Genomic DNA, 13,909 nt, shown 5'->3' with positions numbered 1-13,909 from the left:
GTCCGGCGGGATTGTCTCAGGGAAAAGGAGTGTGAGAGATGGCGCCTTCCGAAATCGTGATTCACGCGCGTTACGCCCCCGATGGCACCTGCATGGAAATCGGGGAACGCCCTGCGAGCCTCACGCCGCAGGCCTGGTTCAAATATCTGTATGAAAATGTCGGCGAGAGCGCCCAGCCGCTTTCCGGCGGCCGGTTGATCTTCCGCGTGCCGGCGACGGACCTGGAAAAGCATCAGACCGCCGCCGCCGCCTGATTTCGGCCGAACGCAACAAAAGAACCCGCCGGAGGCGCCGCCCCGGCGGGTTTGCTTTGCGGTCGAGGGTCAATCCTCGATCGGTTCGGGCGGGGTCCAGCGCAGGACCGGCTTGCGCGCGGCGGCCGTCTCGTCGAGCCTCTTGCGCGGGGCGTAATAAGGGGCGCCGAGGAAGCGCTCGGTCTCGCCACGCAGCGCCCGGATGGCTAGATCGCGCAAGGTGGCGATGAAGAGCGTCAGGGAGACGATCGATTCCGATTCAGTCGGCTCGATCAGCATGGCGCCATGGACCACGAGCGGGAAATAGACCGTCATCGGATGGATGCCCTCGTCGATCATCGCCTTGGCGAAATCGAGCGTGGTGATTCCGGTGTCCTTGAGCCAGCGGTCGTCGAACAGGACCTCGTGCATGCAGATGCGGTCGCCGAAGGGCGATGAGAACAGGTCGTTCAGGCAGACCCGGACATAATTGGCGGCGAGCACCGCGTCCTCCGAGGCCTTGGCGAGGCCGTCGGCGCCGTGGGACAGCATATAGGCCAGCGCGCGCACGAACATGCCCATCTGGCCGTGGAAGGCGGCCATGCGACCGAAAGATTGGGTTCCCTCCGTCTCTTCGACGAGCGTCAGCCTGTCGCCTTCGCGCTTGAGGAAGGGAACGGGAGCGAAAGGCGCGAGCCGGCTCGACAGCACTACCGGGCCGGCGCCGGGCCCGCCGCCGCCATGCGGCGTCGAAAAGGTCTTGTGCAGATTGATATGCATTGCGTCCACGCCGAGGTCGCCGGGCCGCACCTTGCCGACGATGGCGTTGAAATTGGCGCCGTCGCAGTAAAAATAGGCCCCGGCCTCGTGGACGAGACGGGCGATCTCGACGATGTCGCGCTCGAACAGCCCGCAGGTGTTGGGGTTGGTGAGCATGATCGCCGCGACGTCCGGTCCGAGCGCGGCGGCGACAGCTTCGGGATGGACGAGCCCGTCCGCCCCGGCGGGTACGGCGCGCACGGAAAAGCCGAGCGCGGCGGCGGTCGCGGGGTTGGTGCCATGGGCGGATTCGGGCGCCAGCACGACCTTGCGCGTCTCCGCCTCCCCGCGCGCGGAAATCGCGGCCTTGATCGCCATCATGCCGCACATTTCGCCATGCGCCCCGGCCTTCGGCGTCAGCGCCACGGCGTCCATATTGGTCAGCTTCAGCAGCCAGTCGGCCAGTTCCTCCATCAGCGCCAGCGCGCCCTGGACGGTGGAGACCGGCTGCAGCGGATGGATGTCGGCAAAGCCGGGCAGGCGAGCCATTTTCTCGTTGAGGCGCGGATTGTGCTTCATCGTGCAGGAGCCGAGCGGATAGGGCCCCATGTCGATGGCGTAATTCTTCTGCGACAGCCGGACATAATGGCGCATCGTTTCCGGCTCGGACAGGCCGGGAAGGCCGATCTCGCTCTTGCGCTCCAGCCCGCCGAGGCGCGGCGTGAAGGGCTTTGGCGGATCCAGATCGACGCCGGTGAAATCGAGGCGGCCGGTGTCGAAAATGAGGGCTTCGTGAATCTGCAGCGCCCGCGCGCCGGTAAAGGTTTGCGGCGCGAGGGGCGTCGCGATCTGCGGCTGGGTGGGGCGGCCTTCGCTGTTCATGCGCGCAGCTCCTCCGTGAGCGCCGTGACAAAGGCGGCGCGATCCTCGTCGGTGTTGACTTCGCTCGAAGCGACGAGCAGCAGATCGTCGAGGCCGGCCTTGGGCAGCAGACGCGAGACCGGGACGCCGGCGAGCACGCCGCGCTCCGCCATGCCTTCGACAACTTGCGCCGCCGAGCCTTTCACCCGCAATGTGAATTCGTTGAAGAAGCTGCGGTTCAGCACTTCGACGCCGGAGGTCTTCTCCAGCGCCTCCGCCAAGGACACGGCGTTGGCGTGGTTGATCAGCGCCAGCTGCTTCAATCCCGTTTCGCCGAGCATGGCCATATGGATCGAGAAGGCGAGGGCGCACAGGCCGGAATTGGTGCAGATGTTCGAGGTCGCCTTCTCGCGGCGGATATGCTGCTCGCGGGTCGAGAGCGTCAGGACGAAGCCGCGCCGCCCGTCGGCGTCCACGGTCTGGCCGCACAGCCGGCCCGGCGTCTGGCGCAGATATTTTTCCCTGGTCGCGAAGAGGCCGAGATAGGGACCGCCGAAATTGAGGCCGTTGCCGATCGACTGGCCCTCGCCGACGACGATGTCGGCGCCCATGGTCCCGGGCGCTTCGACGAGGCCGAGCGAGAGGATTTCGGTCACCACGACGACCAGCAGCACGCCCTTGGCCCGGCAGGCCTCCGCCAGCGGCGTAAGATCGCGCAGATTGCCGAAGAAGTCGGGGTTTTGGACGACGACGCAGGACAGGCCGCTGTCAAGCGCGCCGATCAGATCTTCCGAAGCGCGCGGGTCCGGCGGCAGGATCGCGATCTCGTCCTCCGCCATGTCCGAGAGGGTGCGCGCGGTTTCGGCATAATGCGGGTGCAGCCCGCCCGAAAGCAGGGCCTTGCGGCGGCGCGTCACGCGATGCGCCATCAAAATCGCCTCGGCGGTCGCGGTCGAGCCGTCATACATCGAGGCGTTGGCGACCTCCATGCCGGTGAGATTGGCGACCTGGGTCTGGAATTCGAACAGGACCTGCAGCGTGCCCTGGGAAATTTCCGGCTGGTAGGGCGTATAGGCGGTCAGGAATTCCGAGCGCTGGATCAGATGATCGACCGTCGCCGGCACATGGTGCTTATAGGCGCCGGCCCCGACGAAGAAGGGAGCGGCGCCCGCGGCGACATTTTTCGCGGCCAGCGCCGCCAGCCGGCGCTCGACCTCCGGCTCCGTCTTGCGCAAAGGCAGGTCGAGCGGCCCTTTCAGCAGGGCGTCGCGCGGCGCGTCGGCATAGAGGTCGTCGATGGCCGCCGCGCCGATGCGCAGCAGCATGTCGTCGCGTTCCTGGAGGCTGAGCGGCAGATAACGCATCCGATCCGCTTCACTTCTTGAGATAGGGGGCGAGCACGCCGTCGAGCGCGTCGGGAGGAATTTCGCCGGTCTTCTTGTCGCCATTGATGAAGAAGGTCGGGGTGGCGTCGATGCCGAATTTCTGCGCGGCGATGTTCCGTTCCTGGCTGACCTTGTCGAACATGGACTGGTTGTTCAGGCAGGCGTCGAATTCCTTCGGCCCGATGCCGGTCTGCTTGACGACGTCGCGCAAAGCCTCCAGCGGCTTGTCCACGTAAGCCCAGTTCTTCTGCTGCGTGAACAACAGCTCGATCATGGCCTGGCGCTTGTCGCCCGAGCAGCGCGCCAGCATGGCGGCGGCGGCGGCGAGCGGATCGAGCGGGAACTCGCGCATGGTGTAGCGCACCTTGCCGGTGTCGATATATTTCTTTTTCAGGATCGGGAAGACCTCGTCCTCGAATCGCGCGCAATGGCCGCAGGTCATCGAGGCATATTCGATGATGGTGACCGGCGCATCGGGGCTGCCGAGCCAGACGTCGGGCAGGGGCGGCGCGGCCATCAGCGCGTCGACGGTCTCCTTGCCGGCGTCATGCGCTGGGCCGGGCTTCGCGGCCTGTGCATGAGCGGCGAAAGGGGCCACGCACAGGACGGCGGCGAAAGCGAGGAGAAAACGGCGCGTCGCGCCGGACCGGGTGAGTGACATGGGGCGAGCCTGCCTGAAGGGAACAACCGGACATTCTTATACTTCGGCGCGGCGACTCGTAAAGCCGTCCCGCCGCGATGCACAAGAAACTCGGCACAAGGAACTTGGGGCAAAAAACTCGGCGGCCTCACGCGTCTTGACCGGGGCCGCCGAGCGCGCGGGCGCCGAGCGCGACCAGCGCTTTGCGCAGCGCCTCGTCCTCGACGCCCGTTACGGCCTGTTCGGCGCGGGCGATGGCCCGCGGGTCGGGCGGGGGCGGGCGTCCGGGGCGCGCGGCGCGGGTCAGAGGGCCCTGGCGGATAGCCAATCTGCCGACCGCGCGCCAGCCGAGATGGGCGTTGACGCGCGCGATGAGCTGTGGCGCGCTATGCTGGATTTCGAGCGCCATGGCCCCGGCAACACGCAGGACGAGCGTCGCGGGCTCCAGAGCCTTTTCCGGTTCGAAATATTCGAACCGGGGCTCTGGCTTCCTATGAGGGCGCGTTTTCTTTACGCCTCCGGGTTCCCCTTCCGCTTGAAAACGCTTTGGAGCGGCGTCATCGGGGCGCTTCGCGGGCCGCTGCGGCCATTGCAGCTTGATCGGCTCGCAACAGGCGGCGATCCGCTCGCCGACGATGTCGTCCCAGTGCAAAATAAGACTAGACTGGCCGAATCCGAGTTTGGCCAAAACGGGATCGACCGCCGCGCCGACAAAATCGGCGAGCGGCGCGGGGCGCGATTTTTTCCGGTGCGGAACCATAAGCCATTGTGGGAGGGTCATGGCCAAAAGCAAGATGCAAGCGAGCGAAAAACTGCTTGCCTGGTATGACCGCCATCGCCGCGACCTGCCCTGGCGGGCAAGGCCGGGCCAGCGGCCCGACCCCTATGCGGTCTGGCTGTCGGAGGTCATGCTGCAGCAGACCACGGTCGCCGCCGTCGCGGCCTATTTCCAAAAATTCCTGGCGCTGTGGCCGCGCGTGGAAAATCTTGCGGCGGCGCCGGTCGAGGCGGTGATGCAGGCCTGGGCGGGCCTGGGCTATTATTCGCGCGCCCGCAATCTGCACGCCTGCGCCCAAAAGCTGGTCGCGGACCATGGCGGGCGCTTTCCCGAGGACGAGGCGGAACTGCGCCGCCTGCCGGGGATCGGGCCCTATACGGCGGCGGCGATCGCCGCGATCGCCTTTGACCGGCCGGCGATCGTGGTGGACGGTAATGTCGAACGGGTGATCGCGCGGCTATGGGCGCTGGAGACTCCATTGCCGGCAGCGAAAAAGGAGATGCCCGGCCTCGTCGCCGAAATTGCGCCGCGCCAAAGGCCGGGGGATTTCGCCCAGGCGATGATGGACCTCGGCGCCACCATCTGCACGCCGCGCAGGCCCGCCTGCGTCCTCTGCCCGCTGAGCGGGGAATGCGCGGCGCGAAAACTGGGCGCGGCCCAGGATTTTCCGCGCAAGGCGGCGAAAAAGCCGCGGCCGTCGCGGCGGGGAGCGGTTTTTTACCTGCGCCGCGCCGACGGCGCGGTGCTGACGCGGACCCGCCCACCGCACGGTCTGCTCGGCGGCATGGAGGAATTTTTCGGCGCCGACTGGCGCGAGGATTTTCCCGCCAACCCCGATATGCCCGCTTTTGGCGCCAACTGGGCCTTTGCCGGGGAAATCGACCATGTTTTCACCCATTTCGCGTTGAAGCTTTCGATATTCGTCGGGGAAGCGCCGCGCGGGGCGCCGGCGCCGGAGGGCGGGCGCTGGCGCGGCGCGGCGGATATGAAGGCCGCCGCGCTGCCAAGCGTCATGCGCAAGGCGGAGGCGCGAGCGCATAAATTTCTGAGCGCCCGTCTTGCCTGACGCGCAGATCCGTCCATGATGCGGGACCGGAGGCGGGCATGGCGAAGAAACGCGGCGACAAGCCGGAGGTGGAACTGACGGAGGGCGCGATCCGCGTCGTCTGGCGGGGCCGCGCCCGCACCATCCTGTCGGCTCCGCCGCCGCCCGGCTGCGAGGAGAAGGCGGATTTCATCGTCGTCCTGGACGATCTCGTATGCTGGGATCCGCCGGACGAAGAGACCGAAATCGAAATGAACGAATTGCAGCGGATTCTCGAGGCGATCGACGAGGCGTTCGACCGGCTCGGCCTTGAAGTAGCCTATGAATGACCCGCTCCTCAGGGAAGGGGCAGGCTGCTAAAAGACTCGCGCGCCTTCGCGGAGACCAAGTGCGATGAAATGGGAAGATTTCCGTCAGTCCGAAAATATCGAAGACCGCCGCGGCGACGGCCCGATGATGGCCGGCGGCGGCGGGTCGTCGGGCCATCTCGGCCTTGGCGCGATCATCGTACTCGGTTTGATCGGCTATGCGCTCGGCATCGACCCGCGCGTCCTGATCGGCGGCGCCGAAATGGTCAGCCATATGGGCGGACGCTCGCAGCAGCAGCAGGCCGGGCCGCAGGGCCAGCGGGGCGCGCCCAAGGACCAGGTCGGCCGTTTCGTCGCCGCGATCCTCGCCGAAAACGAGGACGTCTGGTCCGACGTCCTGCCTGCCCAGACCGGCGTGAAGTTCAAGCCGGCCCCGATCGTGCTGTTCAACGGCGCGACCCGTTCCGCCTGCGGCGTGGCGCAATCGGCGATGGGGCCGTTCTATTGCCCGCTTGACGGGAAAATCTATCTCGACACGTCCTTTTTCCGCGACATGAAGACCAAATTCGGCGGCGGCGGCGATTTCGCCTATGCCTATGTGATCTCGCATGAAATGGGTCACCACATTCAGGACCTGCTCGGCATCCTGCGCAAAGCCCAGGCCGCGGAGCAGAACGCTTCGTCGCGGGAACGGGCCAACGCCATTTCCGTGCGCATCGAGTTGCAGGCGGATTGCTTCGCCGGCGTATGGGCGGCCAACGCCAACCAGAAATGGCAGGTGATCGAGCCGGGCGACATCGAAAAGGCGGTCGCCACCGCCCAGGCCATCGGCGACGACCGCCTGCAGAAGGCCTCGCGCGGCTATGCGGTGCCGGATTCCTTCACCCACGGCACGTCGGCCCAGCGCGTGCAATGGTTGGAGCGAGGCCTGCATTCGGGGAAGGTCAAGGATTGCAACACTTTCGCGCAGTGATCTCAGCCCGGCGACCAGCCCGGCGGCGCCAGTTCGAAGCCCGAAAATTGGAACGCCGGCGCCACGACGCATGACGCCAGCGTCCAGGCGCCGAGGCTTTCCGCCGCCTGCCAGGCGCCGACGGGAACGACGGCCTGAAAGGCTTCGCCGGCGCCGAGATTTGGGCCGAGACGGATCTGCTCGACCCTTCCCGCCACGGTGCTGAACGCCAGCCGCAAGGGCGCGCCCGCCTGCCAGATCCAAAGTTCGGCGGCGTCCACCCGATGCCAGTGCGAGCGCTCGCCGGCCGCCAGCAGGAAATAGATGCTGGTCGCGGCGCCGCGCGCGCCGCCTTGCGGCGCGTCGCGCCAGATTTCACGAAAAGCGCCGCCTTCCGGATGTGGGACGAGGCCGAGCGCGTCGCGCACGGCCTGCGCGTCGAGCGCGGGATCGCGCAGATCGATCATTTTGGGATCATTCCGCCGCCGGCGCGGCCACGTCCTCCGCCGCCGGCTTTTGGGAGCCCTTGCGGATCGCCTCGTCGCGGCGCTTGCGGGCGAGTGCGTTCTCACCGCCCGAGGTGGCGTGATAGAGGGCCATTTCCTCGAATTCCGCGGCGCCGGGATGGGCGACCGCGATATCCGTATAGCTTTCGCGGTCCGGGGCCTCCATGACTTCCTTCATGAATCCGTCGAATTTGCGGATTGTTCGCCAATAGCCGACGCCCTTGCGCAGGGTGTCGAACGCGAAACGCGGATAGAAAAGCAGCGGATTTTCCAATTTCATCCCGGGGCGGCGGTCCCTGCGGAATTTCAGGCGCAAGGCCCCGCCTTCCAGCGGATGGACGCCCTCATATTTGATCATGAGGTGGAACATCAAAAGCTTGGAGCGCAGCGATTTGATCGAGCGTAGTCCATGGACGGCCGAACGGCGCAGGACCGTCTTGACATGGTCGTCGGTGTAATAGGCCGCCCAGGCGGCGTGATAGGCCTCTTCCCATTCGGCGTCCGTCATTTTCCCATGATGGGTGACGCGATGGTTGAGGTCATATTTGTTGAGGTCCGCGTCCATCCACACGCCCTTGGCGAGCAGGCGCTTGTGGTCCTCCGAGCCCGGCAGGGGCGTGAGGAAAAAGAATTCGAGAATGTCGAGCGGCAGTTCGCGCTTGATGATCTCGACATCGCGCAAGATGCTTTCCTTGGTGTCGGCGGGAAAGCCCAGAATATAACCGGCGGCGGTATGGGCGCCATGCTCGCGCCATTTCTGCAGCATGGCGCGATATTCGGTGATCTTGTTCTGGCGCTTGTTGGCCCCGATCAGATTGTCGGGGTTGATGTTCTCGAGCCCGATGAAGACGCGGTTGGCGCCGGCACGCGCCGCCTTTTCGATGAAATTCGGAATCTTGTGGCAGAGCGTATCCACTTGAATTGTAAAGCCGAAGGTCATGCCTTCTTCTTCCCGCAGCTTGATGATGCGGTCGAACAAAGCCTCCCACTCCTGATTGCGGGCGAAATTGTCGTCAGTGATGAAGAAGCGGTTCACGCCCTGCGCCTGGTTCTCGCGCAGGATGCGTTCGAGATCGTCGGCGTTGCGGAAGCGGCTTTTGCGGCCCTGCACATTGATAATGGTGCAGAACGAGCATTGATAGGGGCAGCCGCGCCCGAAATCGAGGCTCGACAATTTGCCCATGGTGCGGCGGACGCGGGCGCGCGGCAAAATCGGCAGGGGCTCGCCCTCGAGCGAGGGCAGGTCGTCGAGATAATTATAGAGCGGCTGAAGTTTTCGCGCGAAGGCGTCCTGCAGAAAGCCTTCGAGGCGGCAGTTCTCGGATTCGCCGGCGAACAGCGAAATGCCGAGCGCCTGGGCCTCGCGGATTTCGGGCGGCAGTTCGGGCAGCATGGCGAGGCAGCCGGACACGTGAAAGCCGCCGATGCCGACCTGGAGCCCTTCGGCGCGAAACATCCGCGCGAGGTCGAGGGCGCGGGGAAACTGGTTCGACTGCACGCCGACCAGGCAGATCACGCCCTCGCCGCCGGCCTCGCGCACCAGCGCGGCAATTTCTTTCGGGCGAATGCGGGTGTTGGTCTCGTCGAACGTATGGAGACGAAGCTCGACGCCGGAGCCGAGGATTTGCCGCCGCGCGGCGTCCTGCGCCAGTCCAAACATGCAGGCGAGCGTATTGGACGGGATGGCCGAACGAAACCATTGGATCGGATAGCCCTGGTCGTCGTAATGCGTGGGTTTGATCAGCACGACATTGAAGATGCGGGCGGCCTGTTCGCAGTTCGATGCGGGCGCCATGCCGCCTCCTTTGCTAAAGCGAAACTATAATCATTGATTTCATTGCAGATAGACGCGCGACCTTAGCCGATCCCCTTGAGGGGGGAAAGCGACAAAGGCGTTTTTCCTGCGTCAGATTCTCGCCTTCGGCGCAAATGTCACAGGATTTTGTGGGCGCGGGCGGTGAGCGTGTGCCGGATCTTGAGACGCCGGATCAATTCGGCGAGGTCGCGCGGGGCCGCGCCGCGCAAATCGTCGCGCGCCGCGAAGGCCCCCACCGGCCGCGCCAGCGAAGGCGCGAGCCAGGTCATCAGACTGTCCGGCGAGCGCCGCAACAGCGCGCCGCGGAAGCCGGCGTCATGCAGAAGGTCGCCAGCTTCTTCGACAAAGCCCTGCTGCGGCGCATAGCCGCCTTCGAGCACGAAGGCGATGTCACTGCGCGACTGGGCGACGGCGCGCGCGAAACCTTCCTGCGCGGAAGAGGCCTCGATATAGGAGCAGCCGGCCTCGTCGGCGATTTCGGCGAGTTGGTCCTCGGCGGGGCCGATGATGAGGGCGTCGCGGACGATCCCCTCCACCGAGGCGCGCACCAGGGCGCACAGGCTGCGCGCCACCGCCTCGGCCGCGCGCTGGACCGGGGCGGTCGCGTCAAGCGAGGGGGAAAGGACGATAACGGTAACCATGGCGGATCGCTTTAAATGTTTTCGCTGTTTTGGCAAGCGGCTTGACCAAACCGGTTGACAACGCGTTACCGTTCTTTAATTGTTCTTTGTATCTGATTTGTTCTCAAGGAACGTCAATGGCTTCCCTGGCCTCATCCCCGGTTTCGAGCGCCGCGGTCGCGCCCGGGCGGCGGCGCGGCCGCGCGGCGGCGAACAATGTGTCCGGGCGTTTCGAAAAATTCCAGCGCGTCGATCTCGACGACGGCTGGGGTTCGCTGGACGAGTTGCCGCCGTTCAGGACCGAGATCACGCATGAAAAGCCGCGCAGGCTCATCACCCGCAACGATTCTCCGGACATCGCCTTCGAACGCTCGATCAATCCGTATCGGGGTTGCGAACACGGCTGCGTCTATTGTTTCGCTCGCCCCACCCACGCTTATCTCGGCCTCTCGCCGGGTCTCGATTTCGAGAGCCGGCTGTTCGTCAAGGACGGCGCGGCGGAGGCGCTGCGGCGCGAATTGTCGGCTCCCGGCTATCAGCCCAAGGTACTGGCGATCGGGACCAATACCGATCCCTATCAGCCGATCGAGCACGAGCATCGGGTCATGCGCGGCATATTGGAGGTGCTGGCGGCGGCCAACCATCCGGTCGCGATCGTCACCAAATCGGCGCTGGTGCTGCGCGATCTCGATCTGCTCGCGCCGATGGCCGAAAAAGGTCTGGTCAAGGTCGCGTTGTCGGTGACCACGCTCGATCGCGCTCTGGCGCGGGCGATGGAGCCGCGCGCGACCACGCCGGCGCGCCGGCTGGAGGCGATAGAAAAACTCACTCAGGCCGGCGTTCCGACGGCGGTCATGGTCGCGCCGGTCATTCCCGGCGTCACCGATCAGGAGATCGAAACCATTCTTGCCCGCGCCTTCGCCCACGGCGCGCGGGAGGCGGGCTATATCCTGCTGCGCCTGCCGCTGGAGACGCAGGACCTGTTCGCCAATTGGCTGTTGGAGCATTTCCCCGACAAATATCGCAAGGTGCTGGCGCTGCTGCGCTCGACCAGGGAAGGCAAGCTCTACGACGCCGCCTGGGGCAAGCGCATGACCGGAACCGGGCCCTACGCCTGGATGATTGGCCGGCGCTTCGAGCTTGCCAGCGAAAAGCTCGGCTTCGGCAAGACGAAAATCAGGTTGCGAACCGACCTTTTCCGCCCGCCGGAAGGAGGCGAGCGCCAGCTGAGCCTCTTTTAGAGATCAGCCGTCGCCAGTCAGGCGATAGGGAAAGGGCGTAAAGCGCGCCGATGCCAGAACCGGCGCCGAGCCGCGGATCTGGGCGGTCCAGGCGGAAAACCGGGTCCGCGGAGCAGGCGGACGATCGGGCGGCGCGGGGACGGGCGGAGCCGCTTCCGGGGGCGCGGCCGCAGGATCGGGCAGGCCGGCCAGTTCCAGCGGACGGGGCGGCGGGAGGGGCGCTTCCATGCTTGGCGCGGTCGCGGGCGATGTCGCGGTCGCGTCGCCTTGGGACGCCGGGACGGGCCCGGCTTCAGCGGGCTGGTCTTGGGCGCGCTGGTCTTGGGCGGGCGGGATTTTGACGCGCGCGACCCGGACCGGCGCGCCATATCCGTGGTAAACGGGAATATCGGGCGCGCTAAAGCCGACGGTCAGCGCGGCGAAGGCGTTGGAGAGGGGATTTCGCGGGCCAACCGGCCGGGCGCTCGCCCGCGCGACCATGATCCCCGGGCTCGCCGGCGCGTTGCAGTCGCGCACGCCGAGCCGGATCAACTCGGAGCCCGTCAGCGTCTTATATTGGCGGTTGAGGATGCCGAGCCGCGCGCGCACTGCCGGCGGATAGGCCACCATCATCGCGTCGGAAACCCAGTCGTTGGTCGCTTTCGTGATCGGATTATAAGCCTTGTGGAACCGCAGGAGGCTGTTCGGATAGACGCAGACATTGGGCACGGCCAACGCCAGGGTGCAGGCCGAGCGGCATTCGTGCAGGCGCACCTCGCGGCCGCTGCGAATATAAGCATTGGTCTGGGCGGCATATTGCCGGACGTCGCCGCCGACGTCCTTGATCACGACGACCGGCGCATTGCCCGGCGGCGGATGCAAATATCCCATGGCTCTCCGATCCCGACTATCGCACCAGTTTTGAAGCCACATGGTAAAGGCTTAATTAAGGCGCGCCCGCGCGGCGCGATGGCGTCAGTTCGGCTTGCTCGTCGGCGCTAGCTAGGCTATTGAGTGAAGAACTTCGTGCATACTTGCTGCTGATCGTGACAGCGGCAATGAGAACATTAAAGTTAAAGTGATCTTAAATTTCAAGCGATCCTGGGAGTTCGATCATGTTGTTCGACGGCGGCTTCAATTTTTGGAATTTTCTGGCGGACGCCATCACGATCTTTCTTTTCATCATGTGGATCTGGATTCTGATCAATGTGATCAGCGATTTGTTCCGCCGTCACGATGTTTCGGGCTGGATCAAGGCGGTCTGGATCGTCGTTCTGATCTTCGTGCCCTATCTCGGCGTGCTCGCCTATCTGATCTTCCAGGGGCGCGGCATGGCTGAGCGCCGCCTGCAGGACGCCAAGCATGCGCGCGACGATATGCGCCGTTTCGCCGGCTTCAGCGTCGCCGACGAACTGGCCAAGCTCGAAAAGCTCAAAGAATCCAAGACAATCACGGACGAGGAATATGCCCGGCTGCGCGCCCGGATGGTTGATTGATTCAAGCCCTGTTCTTCGCCCCGCGCCATGATCCCGCGCGCCGTTAACGCGGCGCGCGGGATTTTCCTTTCATCAACGCGCGTTACGGAAAGACTCGGGCAAATTCGACGCGGAACATATTAGCGCGGGCGACGTTGGCTCTTCGTCAGCTCTCGCCGGCTTCGGCAGGAGCCGGCTTGGACTATTGGAGAAAATGCCCATGTCCGAAAAACTTCCTCTTCTCGCCGGCGCCGCCGCGCTTGCCATCGTCGGCGCCGCGCCGGCCGCTCCGGCGCAGGCGCTTGAAGCCTATTCCTTCGCGGAACTGTTGCAGCCGATTCCGAATGCGCAGGAAAAGCTGGCCGCGATCGATTCAGCGCCGCGCGCCGTGGGTGGGGCCGCGCGTGGGAAGGTCCAACTCGTGCAATATTACAACCATCACCACCACCATCATCATCACCATTGGCGGCGCTATTACCCCTATCCGCTCCCCTTCTGGCGTCACCATCACCATCACCACCACCATCATCACCATCACAACTATTGGTGACGAGAAGCCGGCCCCATGGCCGGCTTTTCACTTGTCTTTGGCGAGGGTTTTTGCGGCGCGCAACATCTGGCGATAAGTGCCGTCGAAGACGGTGTCGGTCTGCGAAACCCAACGCGAGTCCCCGCTCAGCCGGTCGCGATTGGCGTGAATGCGGCGCGCCTGCAATTCGCGCTCGGCCGCTTCCTCGGGCGCCATTTCCTCCAGGTCGAACGGCGCTTCCTCGGGAATGACCAGGATTTGCGCGAAAGGTTCGCCTGGACGAAAAATATGAACGCGTCCCTCCGCCGGCGATTTGAACACGCAGAAAAACATCATCGGCCACCAGCGCCGGATGAGCGCCTGCACAGCAATGGGGCAGGTGTCAGTGCGGTCGGTGTAAAAGCGTGGATGCGGCTCGATGCGCAGCGCAAAGCCCGGGGGGACTTTCAGGTCGAGCAGGATTTGATAGGTGTAGTAATTCCCGCCGAAATCGCGGAATGGCGGCCATTGCAGGCCTTCTTCGGGGCAGGGGCCGAAATCGCCCTCCAGGTGCAACCGGCCGTCGCGGGTTTCGACCCGCAATTCATTTCTGTAAGGATAAAACAGCTCGATTCCATATTGAGCACCCTCGGAGAAAAGGGCGCAATGCCAAGGCTGCTCGCGCGCGCCCTCGCCGCGAGGCGTTCGTTCGCCCGCCCAGCCGGGGATTTCGAGCCTGGTCCGCCGCGGCGCCAACGCCTTTTCGCGGGTTCGGACAAAAACTTTCATCATTTTGCGCGCAT

16 protein-coding genes are annotated in these 13,909 nt (G+C 64.9%); 7 read left to right on the top strand and 9 right to left on the bottom strand.

From position 1 onward, the window contains the following. The first annotated feature begins 38 nt into the window (after positions 1–38). The gene (locus tag K2U94_RS16945) at positions 39–254 is read left to right on the top strand and encodes a hypothetical protein (protein WP_243068333.1); all 216 of its coding nucleotides are present in this window, start codon (positions 39–41) and stop codon (positions 252–254) included. Between the two features lie 69 nt (positions 255–323). Here the strand turns inward: K2U94_RS16945 and gcvPB are convergent, their stop codons facing one another. The 4 genes from gcvPB to K2U94_RS16925 form a co-directional block, all read right to left on the bottom strand. Continuing rightward, positions 324–1,874 (bottom strand): aminomethyl-transferring glycine dehydrogenase subunit GcvPB, encoded by a 1,551-nt coding sequence (gene gcvPB, locus K2U94_RS16940; RefSeq protein WP_243068332.1) that lies wholly within the window; start codon positions 1,872–1,874, stop codon positions 324–326. Then, positions 1,871–3,217 (bottom strand): aminomethyl-transferring glycine dehydrogenase subunit GcvPA, encoded by a 1,347-nt coding sequence (gene gcvPA, locus K2U94_RS16935; protein ID WP_243068331.1) that lies wholly within the window; start codon positions 3,215–3,217, stop codon positions 1,871–1,873. Before gcvPA ends, gcvPB begins: the two co-directional genes overlap by 4 nt. A 10-nt stretch (positions 3,218–3,227) precedes the next feature. Then, positions 3,228–3,899: a DsbA family protein gene (locus K2U94_RS16930; protein ID WP_243068330.1), complete on the bottom strand. Its 672-nt coding sequence runs from the start codon at positions 3,897–3,899 to the stop codon at positions 3,228–3,230. Positions 3,900–4,026: 127 nt separating this feature from the next. Continuing rightward, positions 4,027–4,659, bottom strand: coding sequence for a DUF721 domain-containing protein (locus K2U94_RS16925; RefSeq protein ID WP_243068329.1), 633 nt, complete (start codon positions 4,657–4,659; stop codon positions 4,027–4,029). On the opposite strand from K2U94_RS16925, the gene mutY reads away from it, so the two are divergent. The 3 genes from mutY to ypfJ all read left to right on the top strand — a co-directional run bounded on the left by mutY (position 4,658) and on the right by ypfJ (position 6,982). Further along, positions 4,658–5,722 (top strand): A/G-specific adenine glycosylase, encoded by a 1,065-nt coding sequence (gene mutY / locus K2U94_RS16920; protein WP_243068328.1) that lies wholly within the window; start codon positions 4,658–4,660, stop codon positions 5,720–5,722. The genes K2U94_RS16925 and mutY overlap by 2 nt on opposite strands. Before the next feature lie 38 nt (positions 5,723–5,760). Then, complete coding sequence (locus K2U94_RS16915; protein WP_243068327.1) at positions 5,761–6,030, top strand: Imm74 family immunity protein; 270 nt, start codon at positions 5,761–5,763, stop codon at positions 6,028–6,030. A gap of 64 nt (positions 6,031–6,094) precedes the next feature. After that, on the top strand, positions 6,095–6,982 hold the full coding sequence (gene ypfJ, locus K2U94_RS16910) for a KPN_02809 family neutral zinc metallopeptidase (protein WP_243068326.1): 888 nt from the start codon (positions 6,095–6,097) through the stop codon (positions 6,980–6,982). A 2-nt stretch (positions 6,983–6,984) separates the two neighbouring features. Here ypfJ and K2U94_RS16905 read toward each other — a convergent pair whose 3' ends face one another. The 3 genes from K2U94_RS16905 to K2U94_RS16895 all read right to left on the bottom strand — a co-directional run bounded on the left by K2U94_RS16905 (position 6,985) and on the right by K2U94_RS16895 (position 9,924). Next, positions 6,985–7,428, bottom strand: coding sequence for a cupin domain-containing protein (locus K2U94_RS16905; RefSeq protein ID WP_243068325.1), 444 nt, complete (start codon positions 7,426–7,428; stop codon positions 6,985–6,987). Between the two features lie 7 nt (positions 7,429–7,435). Then, the gene (locus K2U94_RS16900; RefSeq protein ID WP_243068324.1) at positions 7,436–9,262 is read right to left on the bottom strand and encodes a B12-binding domain-containing radical SAM protein; all 1,827 of its coding nucleotides are present in this window, start codon (positions 9,260–9,262) and stop codon (positions 7,436–7,438) included. A 137-nt stretch (positions 9,263–9,399) separates the two neighbouring features. After that, complete coding sequence (locus K2U94_RS16895) at positions 9,400–9,924, bottom strand: transposase (RefSeq protein WP_243068323.1); 525 nt, start codon at positions 9,922–9,924, stop codon at positions 9,400–9,402. A gap of 116 nt (positions 9,925–10,040) precedes the next feature. On the opposite strand from K2U94_RS16895, the gene K2U94_RS16890 reads away from it, so the two are divergent. Beyond that, the gene (locus K2U94_RS16890; RefSeq protein WP_243068322.1) at positions 10,041–11,144 is read left to right on the top strand and encodes a PA0069 family radical SAM protein; all 1,104 of its coding nucleotides are present in this window, start codon (positions 10,041–10,043) and stop codon (positions 11,142–11,144) included. Positions 11,145–11,147: 3 nt separating this feature from the next. Here the strand turns inward: K2U94_RS16890 and K2U94_RS16885 are convergent, their stop codons facing one another. Further along, positions 11,148–12,014, bottom strand: coding sequence for a hypothetical protein (locus K2U94_RS16885; protein WP_243068321.1), 867 nt, complete (start codon positions 12,012–12,014; stop codon positions 11,148–11,150). A gap of 224 nt (positions 12,015–12,238) precedes the next feature. Between K2U94_RS16885 and K2U94_RS16880 the strand changes: the two genes are divergently transcribed. Both K2U94_RS16880 and K2U94_RS16875 read left to right on the top strand, forming a co-directional pair. Beyond that, on the top strand, positions 12,239–12,619 hold the full coding sequence (locus K2U94_RS16880) for an SHOCT domain-containing protein (RefSeq protein WP_243068320.1): 381 nt from the start codon (positions 12,239–12,241) through the stop codon (positions 12,617–12,619). A gap of 199 nt (positions 12,620–12,818) precedes the next feature. Then, positions 12,819–13,148 carry a hypothetical protein gene (locus K2U94_RS16875; RefSeq protein ID WP_243068319.1) on the top strand — a complete coding sequence of 110 codons (330 nt, stop codon included), beginning with the start codon at positions 12,819–12,821 and terminating at the stop codon, positions 13,146–13,148. Positions 13,149–13,175: 27 nt separating this feature from the next. Here the strand turns inward: K2U94_RS16875 and K2U94_RS16870 are convergent, their stop codons facing one another. Further along, on the bottom strand, positions 13,176–13,898 hold the full coding sequence (locus tag K2U94_RS16870; protein WP_243068318.1) for a hypothetical protein: 723 nt from the start codon (positions 13,896–13,898) through the stop codon (positions 13,176–13,178). Between the last annotated feature and the right edge of the window lie 11 nt (positions 13,899–13,909).

The sequence above is a fragment of the Candidatus Rhodoblastus alkanivorans genome, from assembly GCF_022760755.1.
Classification (GTDB): domain Bacteria; phylum Pseudomonadota; class Alphaproteobacteria; order Rhizobiales; family Beijerinckiaceae; genus Rhodoblastus; species Rhodoblastus alkanivorans.
The sequence above is the reverse complement of the archived record's forward strand: the minus strand, read 5'-3'. Positions and strand labels throughout refer to the sequence as shown.

Bases quoted from the DNA above. Each gene is read 5' to 3' on its own strand.
- K2U94_RS16930 (WP_243068330.1), bottom strand. From the start codon at position 3,899: ATGTCACTCACCCGGTCCGGCGCGACGCGCCGTTTTCTCCTCGCTTTC.
- ypfJ (WP_243068326.1), top strand. From the start codon at position 6,095: ATGAAATGGGAAGATTTCCGTCAGTCCGAAAATATCGAAGACCGCCGC.
- K2U94_RS16875 (WP_243068319.1), top strand. From the start codon at position 12,819: ATGTCCGAAAAACTTCCTCTTCTCGCCGGCGCCGCCGCGCTTGCCATC.
- K2U94_RS16870 (WP_243068318.1), bottom strand. From the start codon at position 13,898: ATGATGAAAGTTTTTGTCCGAACCCGCGAAAAGGCGTTGGCGCCGCGG.
- K2U94_RS16915 (WP_243068327.1), top strand. From the start codon at position 5,761: ATGGCGAAGAAACGCGGCGACAAGCCGGAGGTGGAACTGACGGAGGGC.
- K2U94_RS16945 (WP_243068333.1), top strand. From the start codon at position 39: ATGGCGCCTTCCGAAATCGTGATTCACGCGCGTTACGCCCCCGATGGC.
- gcvPB (WP_243068332.1), bottom strand. From the start codon at position 1,874: ATGAACAGCGAAGGCCGCCCCACCCAGCCGCAGATCGCGACGCCCCTC.
- K2U94_RS16900 (WP_243068324.1), bottom strand. From the start codon at position 9,262: ATGGCGCCCGCATCGAACTGCGAACAGGCCGCCCGCATCTTCAATGTC.
- gcvPA (WP_243068331.1), bottom strand. From the start codon at position 3,217: ATGCGTTATCTGCCGCTCAGCCTCCAGGAACGCGACGACATGCTGCTG.
- K2U94_RS16925 (WP_243068329.1), bottom strand. From the start codon at position 4,659: ATGACCCTCCCACAATGGCTTATGGTTCCGCACCGGAAAAAATCGCGC.
- K2U94_RS16880 (WP_243068320.1), top strand. From the start codon at position 12,239: ATGTTGTTCGACGGCGGCTTCAATTTTTGGAATTTTCTGGCGGACGCC.
- K2U94_RS16895 (WP_243068323.1), bottom strand. From the start codon at position 9,924: ATGGTTACCGTTATCGTCCTTTCCCCCTCGCTTGACGCGACCGCCCCG.
- K2U94_RS16890 (WP_243068322.1), top strand. From the start codon at position 10,041: ATGGCTTCCCTGGCCTCATCCCCGGTTTCGAGCGCCGCGGTCGCGCCC.
- K2U94_RS16905 (WP_243068325.1), bottom strand. From the start codon at position 7,428: ATGATCGATCTGCGCGATCCCGCGCTCGACGCGCAGGCCGTGCGCGAC.
- mutY (WP_243068328.1), top strand. From the start codon at position 4,658: ATGGCCAAAAGCAAGATGCAAGCGAGCGAAAAACTGCTTGCCTGGTAT.
- K2U94_RS16885 (WP_243068321.1), bottom strand. From the start codon at position 12,014: ATGGGATATTTGCATCCGCCGCCGGGCAATGCGCCGGTCGTCGTGATC.